Annotated in this window: 12 protein-coding genes; 7 read left to right on the top strand and 5 right to left on the bottom strand. The window is 57.8% G+C overall.

Translation table 11 applies throughout. From position 1 onward, the window contains the following. Positions 1-161: 161 nt before the first annotated feature. A complete protein-coding gene (locus tag EI77_RS18315) occupies positions 162-920 on the bottom strand; it encodes a TVP38/TMEM64 family protein (RefSeq protein WP_133796759.1) in 759 nt (252 codons plus the stop codon). Between the two features lie 99 nt (positions 921-1,019). Between EI77_RS18315 and EI77_RS18320 the strand changes: the two genes are divergently transcribed. The 6 genes from EI77_RS18320 to EI77_RS18345 all read left to right on the top strand — a co-directional run bounded on the left by EI77_RS18320 (position 1,020) and on the right by EI77_RS18345 (position 8,122). Further along, positions 1,020-1,991, top strand: coding sequence for a DUF3500 domain-containing protein (locus EI77_RS18320; protein WP_133796760.1), 972 nt, complete (start codon positions 1,020-1,022; stop codon positions 1,989-1,991). A gap of 63 nt (positions 1,992-2,054) precedes the next feature. Beyond that, a complete protein-coding gene (locus tag EI77_RS18325; RefSeq protein ID WP_133796761.1) occupies positions 2,055-2,630 on the top strand; it encodes a DUF4339 domain-containing protein in 576 nt (191 codons plus the stop codon). Positions 2,631-2,748: 118 nt separating this feature from the next. Further along, positions 2,749-5,004 carry a secretin N-terminal domain-containing protein gene (locus tag EI77_RS18330; RefSeq protein ID WP_133796762.1) on the top strand — a complete coding sequence of 752 codons (2,256 nt, stop codon included), beginning with the start codon at positions 2,749-2,751 and terminating at the stop codon, positions 5,002-5,004. A 118-nt stretch (positions 5,005-5,122) separates the two neighbouring features. Beyond that, positions 5,123-5,779 (top strand): thioredoxin family protein, encoded by a 657-nt coding sequence (locus EI77_RS18335; protein WP_133796763.1) that lies wholly within the window; start codon positions 5,123-5,125, stop codon positions 5,777-5,779. 102 nt (positions 5,780-5,881) lie between these two features. Continuing rightward, positions 5,882-7,279, top strand: a complete 1,398-nt coding sequence (locus EI77_RS18340; protein ID WP_133796764.1) for a hypothetical protein — start codon at positions 5,882-5,884, stop codon at positions 7,277-7,279. A 54-nt stretch (positions 7,280-7,333) separates the two neighbouring features. Further along, positions 7,334-8,122, top strand: coding sequence for an HAD family hydrolase (locus EI77_RS18345; protein ID WP_133796765.1), 789 nt, complete (start codon positions 7,334-7,336; stop codon positions 8,120-8,122). Positions 8,123-8,142: 20 nt separating this feature from the next. Here the strand turns inward: EI77_RS18345 and EI77_RS18350 are convergent, their stop codons facing one another. Further along, complete coding sequence (locus EI77_RS18350; protein WP_133796766.1) at positions 8,143-9,627, bottom strand: hypothetical protein; 1,485 nt, start codon at positions 9,625-9,627, stop codon at positions 8,143-8,145. A 170-nt stretch (positions 9,628-9,797) separates the two neighbouring features. Between EI77_RS18350 and EI77_RS18355 the strand changes: the two genes are divergently transcribed. Further along, positions 9,798-10,841, top strand: a complete 1,044-nt coding sequence (locus tag EI77_RS18355; RefSeq protein ID WP_133796767.1) for a 3-deoxy-7-phosphoheptulonate synthase — start codon at positions 9,798-9,800, stop codon at positions 10,839-10,841. A gap of 105 nt (positions 10,842-10,946) precedes the next feature. Here EI77_RS18355 and alaS read toward each other — a convergent pair whose 3' ends face one another. From alaS to EI77_RS18375, 3 genes are all read right to left on the bottom strand, one after another. Next, positions 10,947-14,069 (bottom strand): alanine--tRNA ligase, encoded by a 3,123-nt coding sequence (gene alaS, locus EI77_RS23855; RefSeq protein WP_243838930.1) that lies wholly within the window; start codon positions 14,067-14,069, stop codon positions 10,947-10,949. A 567-nt stretch (positions 14,070-14,636) separates the two neighbouring features. Further along, entirely contained in the window at positions 14,637-15,497 is an 861-nt protein-coding gene (locus EI77_RS18370; protein WP_133796768.1) for an alpha/beta hydrolase, read from the bottom strand. Positions 15,498-15,644: 147 nt separating this feature from the next. Then, positions 15,645-16,382 carry an RNA polymerase sigma factor gene (locus tag EI77_RS18375; protein ID WP_133796769.1) on the bottom strand — a complete coding sequence of 246 codons (738 nt, stop codon included), beginning with the start codon at positions 16,380-16,382 and terminating at the stop codon, positions 15,645-15,647. Positions 16,383-16,408: the final 26 nt, after the last annotated feature.

Below are 16,408 nucleotides of genomic sequence, written 5' to 3' on the forward strand. Positions count from 1 at the left end.
TGCTCTTTTTTGAAGGTTTTTTCGCGCTTTCTTCTCCCAAGACCCCTTTTTTACCCAAAATTGGGGCATTTTCGACTCGCTGGAGGAAAATCGGCCCTCAACTTCCCTCCAGAATCTAAATTTTCACCCCAATCCCTTTTTCGCCTAACCAATGTTGATATTCAGGCCTTTTTAGCGCGTGCCATTCTCCACACCAGCCATCCAACCACATTCACGACCGCCAAAGCGCCTAACAATTGGGTGAGCGACTGCGCCAATGACCCCTTCCCCAAGCCGCTCCCGACCAGAGAGAAAGCAATATTTAACGGTAAGTAGCCAAGCAGAGTCCCGATCAAAAAGGTCGAATGCGCCACCTGGGTCACCCCTAACAAAACATTCAGTACCAGACCAGGTAGCATCATCTGCCGCACCCAGAAGACCTTCAGCCAGGAAGGCTTCTCCAGCATCTTCTTCAGCCAGGGCCAGCGCTCAGCCCGGGCCAGGACCGCACGCCGCGCTCCTGCCCGAGTCATGAGGAAAGCCCCATACGATCCCAGAACGGAACCCACCAGAGAGAGGCTCAGCCCCTCCATAAAGCCAAAGATCAGCCCCGCACCCGCACAGAGCGGCAGTCTGGGCAGGCCGATCATCACCCCTATCGCACAGGCCAGGATGAAGCTGAGGTGCGCCATCCAGCCTAGCTCATCCACAAAAGCCTTCCAGGCCTGGACATTGGTGATCCAGGCCTTCAACGGCGTAAAATGTGCCAGGACCATGAACAGTCCCACCACAGCCACCAGGATGAGGACACGCTTGTTTTCACGGTTCATGGATCGGCTTGTTTCCAATTCGACCAAGTCCGCCTCAGTGGCCTTGTCTTCAGTGTCGCACTTCACATGTCCAGTGTGCAGCGGGGCTTTTTCTTGGTCCGGTCCGTTCATTCGGGAGTAATCAGCGACGGGTCACCCGGCTTCTCAACACAGAAAGTGCATCTTTATCTCAAGGCATCCTCCCGCTGGCGCGTTTCATAAGAACTTGCCATGAACACGCCCGCCCTTTCTCGCCGCCAATTTCTTCAGCGCAGCAGCCAGGCGCTCGCCTCAGGCCTGCTCGCCACACCGCTCCTGCAGGCTGCGGGTGCCATGCCACGCTCTGAAACGCTGGTACATCAGCTTTACTCAAGCCTCCAGGAGCCTCAGCAAAAGTTGTTATGCTTTGGCTGGGACGACCCGCGCCGTCTCAAGGTAGACAACAATTGGCATATCACTCCTCAAAAACTCCGCGATGTCCTGGATGGAGACCAGCAGGACCTCGTCCGCCAGATTTTCGACAGCTTGCACAGTGATGAGTATAAAAAAGAGGTCTGGCGTCAGTTTGACCAGGATAATAAAGGCGATGGCGGCTTTGCCAGCTCCTCCATGGCCCTTTTTGGGAAACCCGGCAGCGGCCAGTTCGAATTCGTCCTCACTGGTCGCCACTGCACCCGCCGCTGCGATGGTGACAGCGAGGCTGGCACTGCATTTGGCGGCCCCATCTTTTATGGGCATGCCGCGAAGGGCTTTTATGAAAAACCGGACCACCCAGGCAATGCCTACTGGTTCCAGGCCAAACGAGCCAATGAAGTTTTCCAGGCCCTGGATGGTCGCCAACGCGATCTGGCTCTGCTCGGAGACGGGCGGGATGAAACAGGTAGCCGCACGGTTAACCTCACCGGAAAAAAAACGGGATTGGACGGCATCCCCCTGACGGAGCTTAGCGGAGACCAAAAAGGACTCGTCCGCCAGGTACTCGGAGATTTGTTAGCCCCCTTCCGCAAAGAAGATGCCCAAGAGTCCCTCAAATACATCGAAGCCGCCGGATTCGAGAACCTGCACATGGCCTTCTATAAGAATCAGGACGTCGGCAATGACGGCACCTGGGATGTCTGGCAGATCGAAGGTCCCAGCATGATCTGGTACTTTCGGGGAGATCCCCATGTCCACTGTTGGGCTCATATTAAAGAAGCAGCCTGAGAAAAAAATTCAAGAGGACCACTTGACAGGCGCGGGAATTGCTAGCGAACGTACTCGCACGCAATGCCAACTCCCGTTTTGGAAGCGACCTACTACATCTCTAAAGGCCAAAAAGTCGTCGGTCCCTGCACCTTGGACGACTTATACAGCTATATCGCCTACGGCTCAGTCCGCGAGAGCGATCTGGTGCGCCGTGAAGGTGCCACGGACTGGACCCCGCTTAAAGCCCTGGAAGAATTGCATCTGGATACACCGGATTCCCAGACAGCCCGGGAGCTGACCACCCGCCGCCGCACAGCACGTTACCGGGACTATGCCAAAGTGCCCCGCAATCGCCGCTCCGGCATCGTGCTATGGCGCCTCATCATCGGCTTCTTGCTTTTCCCCCCGCTTCTTTGGAAAGCCGCCATCACCGTCTTCCAGGACCGGATCTTTACCACCAAGACGGATCCGCGCGGTTACCTGGAGTCCTGGCCCCGCTGGTGTGAGCCCGTCATCTCGGGCATGATTATCGTCAATACCTTGGCCTGGACAGCCTTTGTCTGGAGCTTTTCCCAGGAATCAGCACCCGTTGTCCAGGAGCTCGCCGCTATCTTCTCCACCGGCATGGTGGAGATCCAGCGCTGGTTTAATCAGTAAGCGAGATGAAAAGCGGAAGGCCGTTTCCTTCAGCAGATGTTTGAATTTTAACAAAAACAAACAATTCCATTGCCTTTAATACTATGGAAAATATAGTTGGTGTAGATTTGGCTCCATTATGCCTGTTTCACCCGTCCACTTTTCCCCCCGGCAAGCCTCGAAGAGGCTGCTCATCGCGCTTGCCTTAGGAGCGCTGATCCTGGCCAGCAGTCATGCCCAGCAAAATCCGGCCCTGTCGGAGAACGCTACCATCAAGGTCAATTTCCCCAACACGCCGGTCCAGGCCATCATCCCGTTTTATACCCAGATCACGGGAAAAAAGATCATCCTGGATTCCGCCCTTCAGGGCGAGCCCCTGCGTATCATCGCCCCCGAGCCTTTGACCCGTCGTGAGGCGGTCGCCTTTATTGAGGCTACCCTTCTCCTCAATGGGTATGCCATCATCCCAGTGAATGAGTCCACGGTGAAGCTCATTCATCACAGCGGCGGCAAGAGCCCGACACCTGAAGGGCTTAAAGTTTATAACTCCATCAAAGATCTGCCGGATAACGAAGAGCTGTGCCACTTCGTCATGCCCCTCCAGCACATCTCCCCAGATGAAGCCTCCAAGGCCTTTCAGCAGGTGATCAAGCTGCACAGCTACGGTGCCATCATGCCCATGAAGAATGCCGCCGCACTCATCATTACGGAAAACAGTACCACCATCCGCAGCATCTATGAGATCGCCCAGGTCATTGATGTGCCACCGGCAGAAATTGCCAATGAAATGATCAAGCTGGAGCGCAGTGATGCGGAAAGCATCGCCGAGATCATTGGGGAAATCTACGCGGAGGAAGAAAAGACCGAATCCGCACCTGCCCAATCCATCCCTGCCGCACCCCCAGTAGCCACCAATGGCGCACGCGCCCCGGCCCTCAACCCCATGGGCATCGCTAACACGGCCAATACCAATCCTAGCGTAGCCAGAGTACGCGTCATCCCTCACCGCCGCACCAACAGCATCCTGGTCATCGCCCGACCGGTGGACATTACTTATATCCGCGGACTGGTGGAAAAGCTGGACCAGCAGGCAGGTGACGTCACTTTCCTGAAGCGCAAGCTGGCCTACCTGGATGTGGGGGATTTCCTTCCCGTCGCCTATAATGCCCTGGCCAAAGACACCGACATCCAGAGCGAGGGCGCAGATTCCGCCTCCGGCGGCGGACGGCGCAGCAGCAGCAGCCGACGCCCTAGCGCCAGTTCCAACACACCCTCCACGGATGCCTCCCGCGACAGTTCCAGTTCGAACGATTTTGGTCAAAATCTCCAGGGCGGTTTCGGTGGCCAGGGGAACAATCGTAACGAACGCAGCCTGCTGGATGACCCAGATGCCATCTCCGCACCAGAATCCCTGGTGGTTGGAAAGACCCTGCTCATTGCCGACCCCCAGTCCAACAGCCTCGTCGTCAGCGGCTCGCCAGAACACATTGCCGTCATTGACCAGCTCATCCAGGAAATGGATGTGCGCCCGCAGCAAGTTTACATCAGCACCATCATCGGCCAGTTGAACCTGGGCGGAGATTTCAAATACGGGTTCGATTTCCTCAACATGCTGGATGATTTCACCCTCCGGCAGAAGGATGTCACCACCCCCAACGGTGTTGACCTCGGAGGTGCCTTGAACATCCCGTTCAACATGGAAAAATTCGGCACCAGTTCCATGAGCTTCTATGGCCAGCTCGGCTCCCTGAGCCGTTATGTGAACCTGCTGGAAGGGAATAAAAACTTCAAGGTCCTCTCTACCCCCAGCCTTTATACCACGAACAATGGCAAGGCGGTCATCTCCAGCGGTCAGCGCATCGCTGTGCCGGTGAATATCCTTTCCAATGCAGGCATCAATAACATTGCCGCCACCAGTGCCAGCATCGAATACCGGGATGTCGTCCTGAAGCTGGAAGTTGTCCCTCTCATCAATAACGACAACGAAGTCACCCTGCGCATCGCTCAGGTGAATGACAACATCGTTGGTGAGCAAAACATCTCCGGCAACACGGTGCCCACCATCGGCACCCAGGAGTTGCTGACGACTGTGACCGTGCGGGACGGAGCCACCGTCGTCCTGGGCGGGCTCATCACCGAAAGGACCGAAAACACCGAGCGCGGTGCCATCTTCCTGCGCCGCGTTCCCGTACTGAAGCACCTCTTTGGCACCACGGAGAAAGGCACCACGCGCGATGAGCTGCTGATCTTCATCCAGCCAAAGATCATCAATTCCACCGCCCAGCTGGACAGCCCGAATAACATTGAAGCACGTCGTTCCCGCATCATGGAAGAGACCCTGGAATTCGGTATGCCTCTGAAAGATATTCCCCGGGCACTGCCTGCGGATAAGTAACGGCGGATAAAGGTTAGCTTTAATGTTAGGCTTCCAGCCCCGGACGGTTTCCTGGAGATTGACGAAAAGCGGCGGAGGCGCATAATCGTAGCTAGGAAATTTAACCCTGCTGCGAATCATGAAATATCTCATTGTACTCCTGATTGCCACCCTGTCTGCCACGGTCTTCTCCGCACCAGCTCCACGCGAATGGACCAATACGGAAGGCAAGAGCCTCACAGGCACACTTGTTGAAACCGTTCTGGATGCACAGGGAAAAGCGACGGCCGCCAAAGTGCGCCTGCCCAATGGCCAGGTCTATATCCTGGAACTGAGCAAGCTCTCTGCCGCCGACCAGGAATACGTGGCCACTGCCCAGAAGGAAAAAGCGGCCGAGGAGCAAAAAGCCTTGCTGGCCAGCCGCCGTGCCAAATGGACCGATGACTGGGAAAAGGCGCAGGAAGAATCCGAAAAGACCGGGCTGCCCATCCTGCTGTTGATGACTGGATCCGACTGGTGCGGCTACTGCATCCGGCTGAAAAGCAATGTCTTTGAAGAACGGGAATTTCAGAAATTCGCCAATGAAAACGTCGTGCTCATGATCGCGGATTTCCCTCACGGTTCCCAGTCCAAGGCGCTGAAGGAGCAGAATGAGAAGCTGAAAAAGGACTTCCCCTTTGGCGGTTATCCCACGGTGAAACTGGTCAAAGACGGCAAAGAAGTCGCCTCGTTCGGCGGCTATGGAGGTGACTCGGCCGAGGACTACGTCAAGAAGCTGGCTGAGAAATTGAAGTAACTTCAAGACGAGTTGATACGAAAACAGAGATCCATCATAAAAGAGCTGTGTTTTCCTTTTGCACTGCGGCCCAGGCTGCGTGTCATAGCTGACGCTCTCTGCATGGCCTCCGCTCCTTCCTACCTCCCCTGGCTTAGGCGGATTGTCTTTTGCCTGTTCATGGCCGCCATGGCCTGGGGATATGTATGGCTGTCTGCACAAAACATCCGCCATTCCCTGGACCGGGAAATGACGCCGCTGGAAAACCGTCATCTTGCGCTCACCCTGGCCACTCAGAGAGATCTGAGGCCTGACTTTACCCACAGCTTCTCCGAGCCGCTGAAAAAATTGGCCCCTCACCGCACTGACGGCGTGGCCCAGCCCCTGTGGCCTTGGGTGGCAGCCTGGAGACTGGATGAGGCGGACCTGCGCGGCTCGCTGCATGATCTGGCGTGGTTCCGGGTCGGTCTCACCTTGGCCTGCCTGATTTTGATGGGGCTGGCCTGCCTGCGCTATTTTGCCCTGCCTGCTGCCTTGCTGGTGGTGGCCTTGACTGGCTTTCATGGGCTTCTGGGCACGGTATCCATGTATTCTGGAGCTACTTTGTTTCATCTGTTCTTCCTGCTCACCTGGCTGGCTTGCCTGTATGCACTGCAAAGAAACTCGCTCTGGGTGTATGGGCTGGTCGGGGTGTTTGGTGCGCTGGCTTACCTCTCGGTGGGTCGGATCGTGCCGCTGGTGGTCGTGTTCATTCTCGTCAGCACACTCCGGGCGATCTGGGGCTGGCTGGCGGCCCACTGGTGTCCCCATGAAGGGACGACCCTGTGGGTGAGGCGTAACCATATGTTCGGTCTGCTGCTGCTCGCCACTGGCGCGGGTTTCATCGCCGGACCACGGCTGACGGTTGCCCGGGAGCAGTTTGGGGAGGCCACCTTTCATTACAGCGACCACATCCGCTGGCTGGATGACCGGGAGGCAGCTCTCGCCTGGATCGAAGCTCATCCTGACAAAGCCAGCCTGAAACGTATACCCACATTGGAACGTCTCACCCCGCAGCATTACTTCCAGACCCATACTCCCGCACAGATAAAACAAAGGCTTTTCAATGGAATGTCCATCCTCACGGGTCGGCTCCAGGGCCGGGGCGGGGAGGTGGTGACGATACTGCTGGTCTTGCTGGTGGCCTTTACCCTGGCCTGTCGGTTTAGCACACCCAAAGCCTGCCACGCCGGAGAGCGCCTGCACCCGGAGACGGTGCCGACAGTGCTGTTTCTCGTCACTGTGGCAGTCACCTACGGACTCATTGCTGCCTGGGATGTAACGATCGTTACGGCCAATTACCTCCATGCACTCACCGGTCCCCTGACCCTGAGCCTGCTCTGGGGGTGTGAGAGTGTCCTGCGAAGGGCGCGGCGCCGGGGGGCGAGCTGGATGGTCGCCCAGGGTTACCAAGCCGTTCTGTGGCTGCTGCTGGCCATGACCCTGGTACAGTTTTGGAAAACGGCCTTTACTGTGCCCTGAAGCCTGCCTTGACTCCCCTGCTGCCAGGGTAAAGTCCCTTCCCCCATCTGTCGCATGCCTGCCCGCAATCCTACGTTCATCCTCTCCTTCGATTTCGACGGCACTCTGGTGCATCCGGAGAGTGATCCCGTCTTCCATCCGATGCTGGGGCAGATGATCCAGCACCTGCGCAACCAGGGCGCTGCCTGGGTCATCAATACAGGCCGCAGCCTGCCGCAGACTCTGCAAGGGCTTTCCCAGTATGGCATCTTCATGGAGCCGGATTACATCATCGCCATGGAGTGCGATATTCATAAGCCCGGCCTGTTCAGCAAGTGGACCGACTTTGGTCCCTGGAACAAACAGGCGCGCAAAGCCCATACGCGCTTCGTCAAAGACCATCAGGCTTCTTTGAACAGCATCCGCGAGATGGTGGAAAACCAGACGCAGGCCCAGTTTCTCACCGGGGAATATGGCGAGCTGGGAATCGTGGCGACTACGGATGAGGAGATGGAGGTCATCTGCTCGTTCATCGACACTCATGTGCGGCAGTTCCCGGACATCGGTTACAACCGCAATGGCATCTATCTGCGCTTTGCGCACAGCGGCTACAGCAAGGGCACTGCCTTGAGCGAGCTGGCCCGCCTGCTCGGTCTGAATGCCAGTCATTGCTTCGCCGCCGGGGATAATCTCAACGATCTCTCCATGCTGCACCCGCGCCATGCCTGCATGATCGCCACACCCGGCAACGGACTGCCCGAGGTGAAAGCCCATGTCCAGAGTCATGGCGGTTTCATCGCCACGCGATATGCGAGTGAAGGCATGATGGAAGCCCTGACGCATTACTTTGGCGGCAAGAGTTGATGGGTGAAAGCAGGCATTCTTCAGGTCCCACAAGAGAGGCTGTATAAGCGGGACTGGCGCATCTGTAGCCGTACCTTCAGAGGCCGGCCTTGGGGCAATGCGCTGCCAGAGGCCTGCCACCGGACCTGCCATTTTGTTTGGTTCTCACGCAGGGGTTCACAGTCTTCAGCTGTATAACCTTCAATAGGACGGCCATCCGCCTCCAGTAATGCGGCGCGGATCTCGCCCCCTGCGGCGTTGGCATTGATGATGAGTGCTGGGCCTCCCAATTGAAGGGGCCGGGTCTCGACAAGACCATTCTGACCGGCATCCAGGGACACAAAACCATGCCGCCTCCATTCGGCCCGGCCGATGGCATTCATTTTGGGTGGAATAGGGGCTCCGTGGCTGGTCGTGAGGGCGGTGTAATAGATCCAGGTCTCATCTTTCACATGCACACAGGTGCTGGAAACACCAAGGATGGTGCCGCCATCAAAACTCCCTGGTTCACCGCGTGGAATGAGGCTGATTCGAGGGTCCGTGCGCTGCCACGTCAGGCCATCGGCGCTGGTGATGAGCTGCACCTCAATGATGCCATCGGTGGGGCTCTGACCAGGTTTCACCTCTGTCTTCTCAGCATCCTTGCCCAGCACGCGAAAGATCGTCGGCAGACCGATAAAACCGGAAGCGTGAGGATAGACGGAGAGGTTATTGACCTCTGTACGCTCGTCCGCATTCTTGGCCCAGGCGTGGTCATCTTTATCCGCCAAGAAGGTCAGCTCGGGCTCGCTCCAGGTTTGGAAATCACGGCTACGAGAGAGTGAAACTGAGCGTCCATGCTTATTCGCCGGCTGTCGGTGATAAGCCAGGTATTCACCGGTCAGCGGATCCTGGGTCAGGCAGATATTATCCGAACTTTTCAGTACGGGACGGTCATCTGGAAAGCGTTTCCAGTTTATACCATCTGCGGATACCGCCGCATAATAGGCCCCTCTTAATGAGCCGAGCATCTTATACCGCCTGGAGGGATCCGGGTCCCGTTTGTCCAAAAGCACGCTCGGGCTATGCATGTCGAATACGATGTTGTTGGCCGTGGAGCCCTGGAAACTATGCAGTCCAAGCTGCGGCCTCTGCCAGGCCAGACCGTCTTTCGAAGTCGCATACAGAACCATGTCACCCTTGCCCGCCCTAAAACCTGGGACCTTGGGTTTATTCCCCTGCGCATCCACATCTGGATGGCCCATATACCAAAGGGATAAGCTTTGAGCAGCTTCATCATAATAGACCGAGCCATAGACATAAATGCGGCTGCCTTCCCAGGGAAGTTCCGGCTGCATCACTGGTTCAGCCCGTGTCCGTGCCCGATGAAGGGTGATGATAACCCCCTGTCTGGAGGCGATACCGCTGTCATCCACAAACAGCAGCGGCAAATCATCCAGCACAATCTTGGGCATCTCCTCGCACATCGCCGTTGCGGCGGAGAGCAGGAGGCCTAGGGCGATGAAACAAGGGAGCTGGCTTTTCATGGCGTTCAGAGAACCGGGGGGGAAAAAACGTGTTCACCATCCTGTCTGTTTCCCGGATTGATGCAGGGACAGCCGGAATGGATGCGGGGTAAAATGTTTCCTGAACATGCCCCACCGACCATTTGCCCTTGTTTGACCGGGGACGCTTGGGTTAAAGGAACTGCGACCCCATGAATCCGACCGCCAACGTCCACATCGCCTCCAATATCCCGCTGCCTGCGCCTCGTGCGCTGGTGGCAGAACTTCCACCCTCGGAGACGCAGGCGGCGTTTGTGAACCAGGCACGCCAGGAAATTCGCAACATTTTGTTCGGCGATGACAAGCGCTTTCTGGTTATTGCCGGACCCTGTTCCATCCATGATCCCGAGGCGGGGCTGGAGTATGCGGCGAAGCTGGCGGCGCTTTCCCGCGAGCTGAACGACCGCCTCTGCATTGTCATGCGGGTGTACTTTGAAAAGCCGCGCACCACCGTCGGCTGGAAGGGGCTGATCATGGACCCTGATCTGGACGGCACCTGCAACATCCCGGACGGTCTGCGCCTGGCGCGGCGCATCCTGCGGGATGTGCTGGAACTGGGTCTGGCAACGGCCACGGAGCTGCTGGACCCGATCACCCCACAATACATCGCGGACCTGATCTGCTGGAGTGCTGTTGGAGCACGCACGACGGAATCCCAGACGCACCGGCAGATGGCCTCCGGGCTGTCCATGCCACTGGGGTTTAAGAACGGCACGTTTGGCCACATCTCGCCGGCGGTGAATGCGATCAAGGCAGCCATTCAACCGCAGACTTTCCTGGGGGTCAGCGAAGATGGAGTGGCCTCCGCCGTGACCACCAGTGGCAATCCAGACTGCCACATCATCCTGCGCGGCGGTGAAGACGGCCCGAACTATGGTGCTGACGACGTGGCGGAAACGCGTGCTGCCCTTGAAGCGGCGAAGCTGAAGGCTTCCATCATGATTGACGCCAGCCATGGCAACTGTGCGAAGGACCACCAGCGCATGCCGCAGGTCTTCCGTGAGATCGTCCGCCAGCGCGCAGCCGGGGAGGAATCCATTATCGGTGCCATGCTGGAAAGCAACTTGGTGGGCGGCAGCCAGAAGTTCCCGCGCCCGCTGAATGAACTGACCCGTGGCCAGTCCATCACGGATGCGTGCATGGACTGGGCCACTACCGAGCAGGTGCTGCGCGAAGCGCATGCCCTGCTGGGATAAGGAGCCATCAGAAGTAAACATCTCTCAATCTAGGGTGAGCCGCAGCAGCGGCTCACCCCTCACCCCGGGCCCTCGCCCCGCAAGCGGGCGAGGGGGAGGTCGTTGTCAGCCGACCAGCTTCCGGGCCTCGGCGAGGGCAGCGTCCACCTTGGACACGTCCTTACCGCCGCCACGGGCGAAGTCGGGTTTGCCGCCACCTTTGCCACCAACGATGGGGGCAATGGTTTGAATAATCTTGCCGGCCTGAACCTTGGCCTGATGCTCTTTGGAAACGGTGGCCATGAGGGTGACGTTACCGCCGCCGGTGGAGGCCAGGACGATGACGCCATTAAACACGCCTTTGAGGGCATCGTTCACGGCCATCGCGTAGTCGCCATCCACATCGCCCAGGTTGGCGATGAGGGTGTTGTTTTCGGCGGTGGCGAGGAGTTCCTTGGCCTTGCCCGAGGCTTCACGCTGCTGGGCGGCCTTGAGGGCTTTCTCGAGTTCCTTCTGCTGGGATAGCAGGCCTTCGATTTTCTTCTCGAGGTCGGCCGTGCCCTGGGCGCTGACCTTGCCAGCGAGCAGCTTCAGGAGGTCGGCATCAGCACGGGCGGCGTTGTAGGCTTCGAGTCCGGCGATGGCTTCGATACGACGGACGCCAGCGGCGACGGCACCTTCACCGATGAGGCGGAAGAGGCCGATCTGGCCGGTGTGACGGGTGTGGGTACCGCCGCAGAGTTCCATGCTGTAACCGTCAAAGGCGAGCGGCTTGCCGCCGATCTGCACCACGCGGACATTCTCCGGATACTTCTCACCAAAGAGCTGCATGATGCCAGTATTGGACTTCACTTCCGCATAGGGGACTTCGTTCCAGGAAACGGGGTCATTGGCGACGATGCGCTCATTCACCAGACGCTCGATATCGGCAAGCTGACCCGCCGTGAGAGCCGCATTGTTGAAGTCGAAGGTCAGTTTCTCGGCCGTGACGTTGGAGCCTTTCTGAGTGGCTTCCTGGTTCACGACTTCATGCAGGGCCCAATGCAGGATGTGGGTGACGGTGTGATGACGCTCGATGGCGTGACGGCGGGCGGCATCCACTTCAATGCTAACGGTAGAACCGACAGCGGGTGTCTCTTCCCCTTCGATGAAATGCAGCCAGGTATTTCCCACCTTGGTGGTGCTGCTGATAGGATACGTATTCGCACCCAGGATGATCTGCCCGCTGTCACCGATCTGGCCACCCATTTCGGCATAACAAACACTGCTATCAAGGATGATGGCCGTCTTGTCCTTCATGGACACGACTTCGAGAACCTTCGCTTCTGTTGAGAGAGCGTCGTAACCGATGAACTTGGTGGGTTCTTTGGTTTCGATTTCGCTGACGGAGACGATCTGCTTGTTCTTTTGACCGGCTTCACGAGCGCGTTTTTTCTGCTCGTCCATGAGCTTGTCAAAGCCTGCGGTGTCAACGTTCAAGCCGCGTTCGCGGGCGAGGAGCTCGGTGAGGTCGAGAGGGAAACCGAAGGTGTCGTAGAGTTCGAATGCCACCGCCCCTGGAATAATCATCGGTAAGCTTGGCACATTGTGCAAAGCAGAAGTAAATTCACTCAAATGGACGGCTAGTTCTACCTCCAACTCGCCTCCCAATTCTTTTTCGCTATCGTAAGCAATTGCTTCTCTATATATGTCCTCAGCTGATGCCCAAGATGTTTCCAGCCTACTTGAGGTAACCGTAAATGCTGATTTAGCGCCAGACGCAAAAACAATAGGCTGGGCTGCCTTGATCAGCTGAGTTAAAAGATCGAGAAACGTTCGCACATCCCCCCATGATCCCTTGGTGGTTTGGAAAATAACTCTTCCATTTTTACCTGCTGCGTCATTTAGATCTCGGCAAGCGTCGAGTTGCTTATTGAAATCAATGATATGATTGAGACGGTCATCAAAAATTGCTAACCCCTTATCCAGCGTCCGATTGAACGCTTCTTCTTCCACCTTCAGCACAGCCTTGATCTGCTCTTTGCGGGCGCGCAGTTCGGGGAAGACATCACCCATGTGCTGGGCGAGGACGTCCACGAGTTTGTAGAAGAAGGGTTCTTTGAATTCCAGGGTGCGGCCATACTTCACGGCGCGGCGGAGGATGCGGCGGAGGGTGTAGTTGCGGTCGCTGTTGCCGGGCTGGATGCCATCGGCAATGGAGAAGCTCAATGTACGCAGGTGGTCGGCGATGACGCGGAAGGCGACGTCGATTTTCTCCTGTTCGGTCACGGGGATGACGTGGCCCTGCTCATTCGGCAGGGGCAGGGTGCTTTGGTAATGCTTGCCGCTGAGCTTGGTCAGTTCATCAAAGATGGGTTTGAAGACATCGGTGTCGTAGTTGCTGATCTTGGCGGTTTCGAAGTCGGTGAAGTTCTTGGTGCCCTGGATGATGGAGGTGAGGCGCTCAAAGCCCATGCCGGTATCCACGTGCTGCGCAGGCAGGGGTGTGAAGGTGCCGTCCGGGTTGGCATTGTACTGGATGAAGACGTTGTTCCAGATTTCGATGCAGCTTGCGTCGCTGCCATTGACTAACTTCGCGCCTTCGCGCTGGCGTTCTTCGCTGAGCTCAATGGGGCCGGGGGTGAGGTCAATGTGGATCTCTGTGCAGGGGCCGCAGGGGCCGGTATCGGCCATCATCCAGAAGTTGTCCTTCTTGTTGCCGTTGACGATGTGGATGTCGGGGTCGAGGCCCACGGCACGGAATTTTTCGGCCCACAGGTTCCAGCTTTCTTCATCGCGGTCGGCGGGGTCGCCCTTCGATTTGTCCGGCTGATAAATGGTGGCGAAGACGCGGCTCGGGGGGAATTTGAAACGCTCGACAATGAGTTCCCAGGACCAGGAGATGGCTTCCTTTTTGAAGTAGTCACCAAAGGACCAGTTCCCCAGCATCTCAAAGAAGGTGTGGTGATAGGTGTCCAGGCCGACGTCCTCAAGGTCGTTGTGCTTGCCGCCGGCGCGGATGCATTTCTGGGTATCGGCCGCGCGGGTGGGGAGGCCTTTGCTCAGCACGCCAGGCCAAGTGTCCACATCGGCCGAGCGCTCGCCCAGGAAGATGGGGACGAACTGGTTCATGCCAGCATTGGTGAAGATGCGTGCGCCATCGCGGCTGGTGTAGCCGACGTTGTCACTGGGGACGATGGTGTGGTCCTTGGACTTGAAGAAGTCCAAAAATGTCTGGCGAATCTGGGCGGCGGTGGGGACGGCGGACATGAGCAGAAAGGGGCGCGCACTATGGGCGGAGGAGGCGGGTGGTAAAGTGATCAGTTTTTAGCGACCCGCAGGAAGGAAGACGAAACGGAGCTAAGGGGGATGCCTGCTGAGTGGGGAATGCGGGGATGGGGACGCAGATGAATTTTTCCCCATTTGGGGATTTTTTGCGCTAAACTGTTGATGATCAACAATTGGCGATGGGGATTTTTATCCCCATGAATCCCCACAGGTTCCCCAATCATCCCCATTTCCCCATGTTTTCCCCAAGCCTGGGGATGCACAGGGGTGAATGCAAAACGGGGAGAGCCAATGAAGGGTGAGGTCACGCCGGTAACGTCCGGGCGGTGGAATCCGGGGTCAAGGGAGTGTGGGGGGCACTTGGGCCAAGTGGCTCGGATTGGCCGCAAAGGGGTGGAGAGGCAGAGGAGGCAGAAAAAGGCTAGAACGATAAGCACTCAGCTCCCACTGCTCCTCTGGGGCAGTGTTTTGGACTTCCGTGTCTTATACCATCTGGATCAAGTAGCTGATCGAATCTTATATGAGGTCTTTGCGAGCTAAAGCTCTGGACTACTTTGGCTGGCGCAGGTGGCGGTCGAGGAAGCTGAGGGCGGGGGTCAGGATATCGCCATAGGAGAGGAAGGCGGCGATGTGGCCGCGACCGTTTTGCCAGACGAGTTCATGGGGAATGCCGACTTTTTTCAAAGCGGCGGCGTAGTCTGAGGCGTGATCCGGCGGCACGAGGGTATCCCGGGTGCCGTGGTAGATGAAGACGGGTGGGTCATCCGAGGTCAGGTGGGTGACGGGGGAGGCGGCGGCGTAGAGGGCGGATTTTTCCTGGAGACTGCCGCCGAGGTAGGTGGTGACGATGGGGCTGCGGTCAAATTTACGGAGATCCGAAGGGGCCCCGCCCGCGACGACGGCCTGAAAGCGGAGGTCCGCAGGTGCATCCAGGGCAGCGAGGAGCGCGGCGAGATGACCGCCAGCGGAGTAACCGAAGACGCCGAGGTGATCCGGCTGAAGGTGCAACTGGTCCGCATGGGTGCGGAGCCAGCGGGTGGCCTGCTGGAGATCGTGTATCTGCGCGGGATGGATGTGCTGGGGAGCGAGGCGGTAGGTGGCGTTCATGACGACGTAACCGCGACGGGCGAGGTGCCCGGCAATGCCATCCATGTCACTGCGGCGGTCTTTATTGGCCCAACTGCCGCCATGGATCAGAAGAATGCCGGGCCAGGGACCGGGGCCGTCCGGGACATACACATCCGCAGGCAGGGCCTGGGGCCAGCCGGGGGGAGTGTAGATGACGTCCTCCCGAAGGGTAAACCCGGCGACACGGACGGGCTGCACCGGGGTGCCAATGCGAGGGCCCACGCGGGTGGTGCAGGAGAGGCTGGACAGGAGGCAGACGAAAAGGAGGAGATGGGCTTTCATGCGGTGCGGCTGGCAGGGGAGGCACGGTGGCCTAAGCCCGCTATTGATTCGCACAGGGGGAGGATGCGGATTCACGCAATCCAGTGCCAATAGATTTTGAGCGGCGCTTTGGCCGGTGCTGCCGACACTGTGAGACGACAGGTGATGTCAGCCGACGAGGTGGAGCAGGTAACGCACTTCCTCCTGCCAGTTGTCCCCCTCGACGGTCTGCTGGACGAGGCGCTGGAATTCATGAGCCGCTTCTTTCCGCAAGCGGTGAAGACTGACTTTTAAATCTGCCAGACTGACGAGGCCTGCTTTTTTGACGAGTTCAGCCGAGGAGAGTGTCTGGTCCTTCATCTCGCTAAGGATGAGGGGGGACAGGGTCTCATACACGCTGAGGCGCTGGCGGTAAATGTAGGCACTGCGCAGGGTATCCAGCACCTGCTGCCAGAGCTGGCGGGCGAAGCCACGATCAAAGGCGCGCTCTGGGTTATCCAGATCTTCTGCGGCATGCTGGAGGTATTCGCTTTCCGCGAGGTCAAAATCCAGCGTGACGTGCTCCACCCCACCGCCACGGACTTGCGTCTGCTGATGGGCGATGCTGTTGGAAAGGCGGTGGCGAAAGATGGTAATGATCCAAGTACGAAGCCTGCCCTGCTCCCCATCGTAAGTGGAGAATCCCTCTGCATGAGTGAGGATGTGCTGGAAAAAATTCTGCACGGCATCGGCCGAGGCATGCTCGTTCATACCAGTGCGGCGGGAAAAATCATAAAGCGGCAGCCAATAACGGCGCGCGACTAGGCGGATGGCTTCGTTGCGCAGAGAGGCATCCGTACTGCACAGTCGTCCTACCAGGGTAAGGCTGGTTTCGGGAAAGCCATCGTGGGGGGGGAGGATGGACATTAGGCCGGTCAAAAAGATTATTCTCG

This window comes from Prosthecobacter fusiformis, from assembly GCF_004364345.1.
Lineage (GTDB): Bacteria > Verrucomicrobiota > Verrucomicrobiia > Verrucomicrobiales > Verrucomicrobiaceae > Prosthecobacter > Prosthecobacter fusiformis.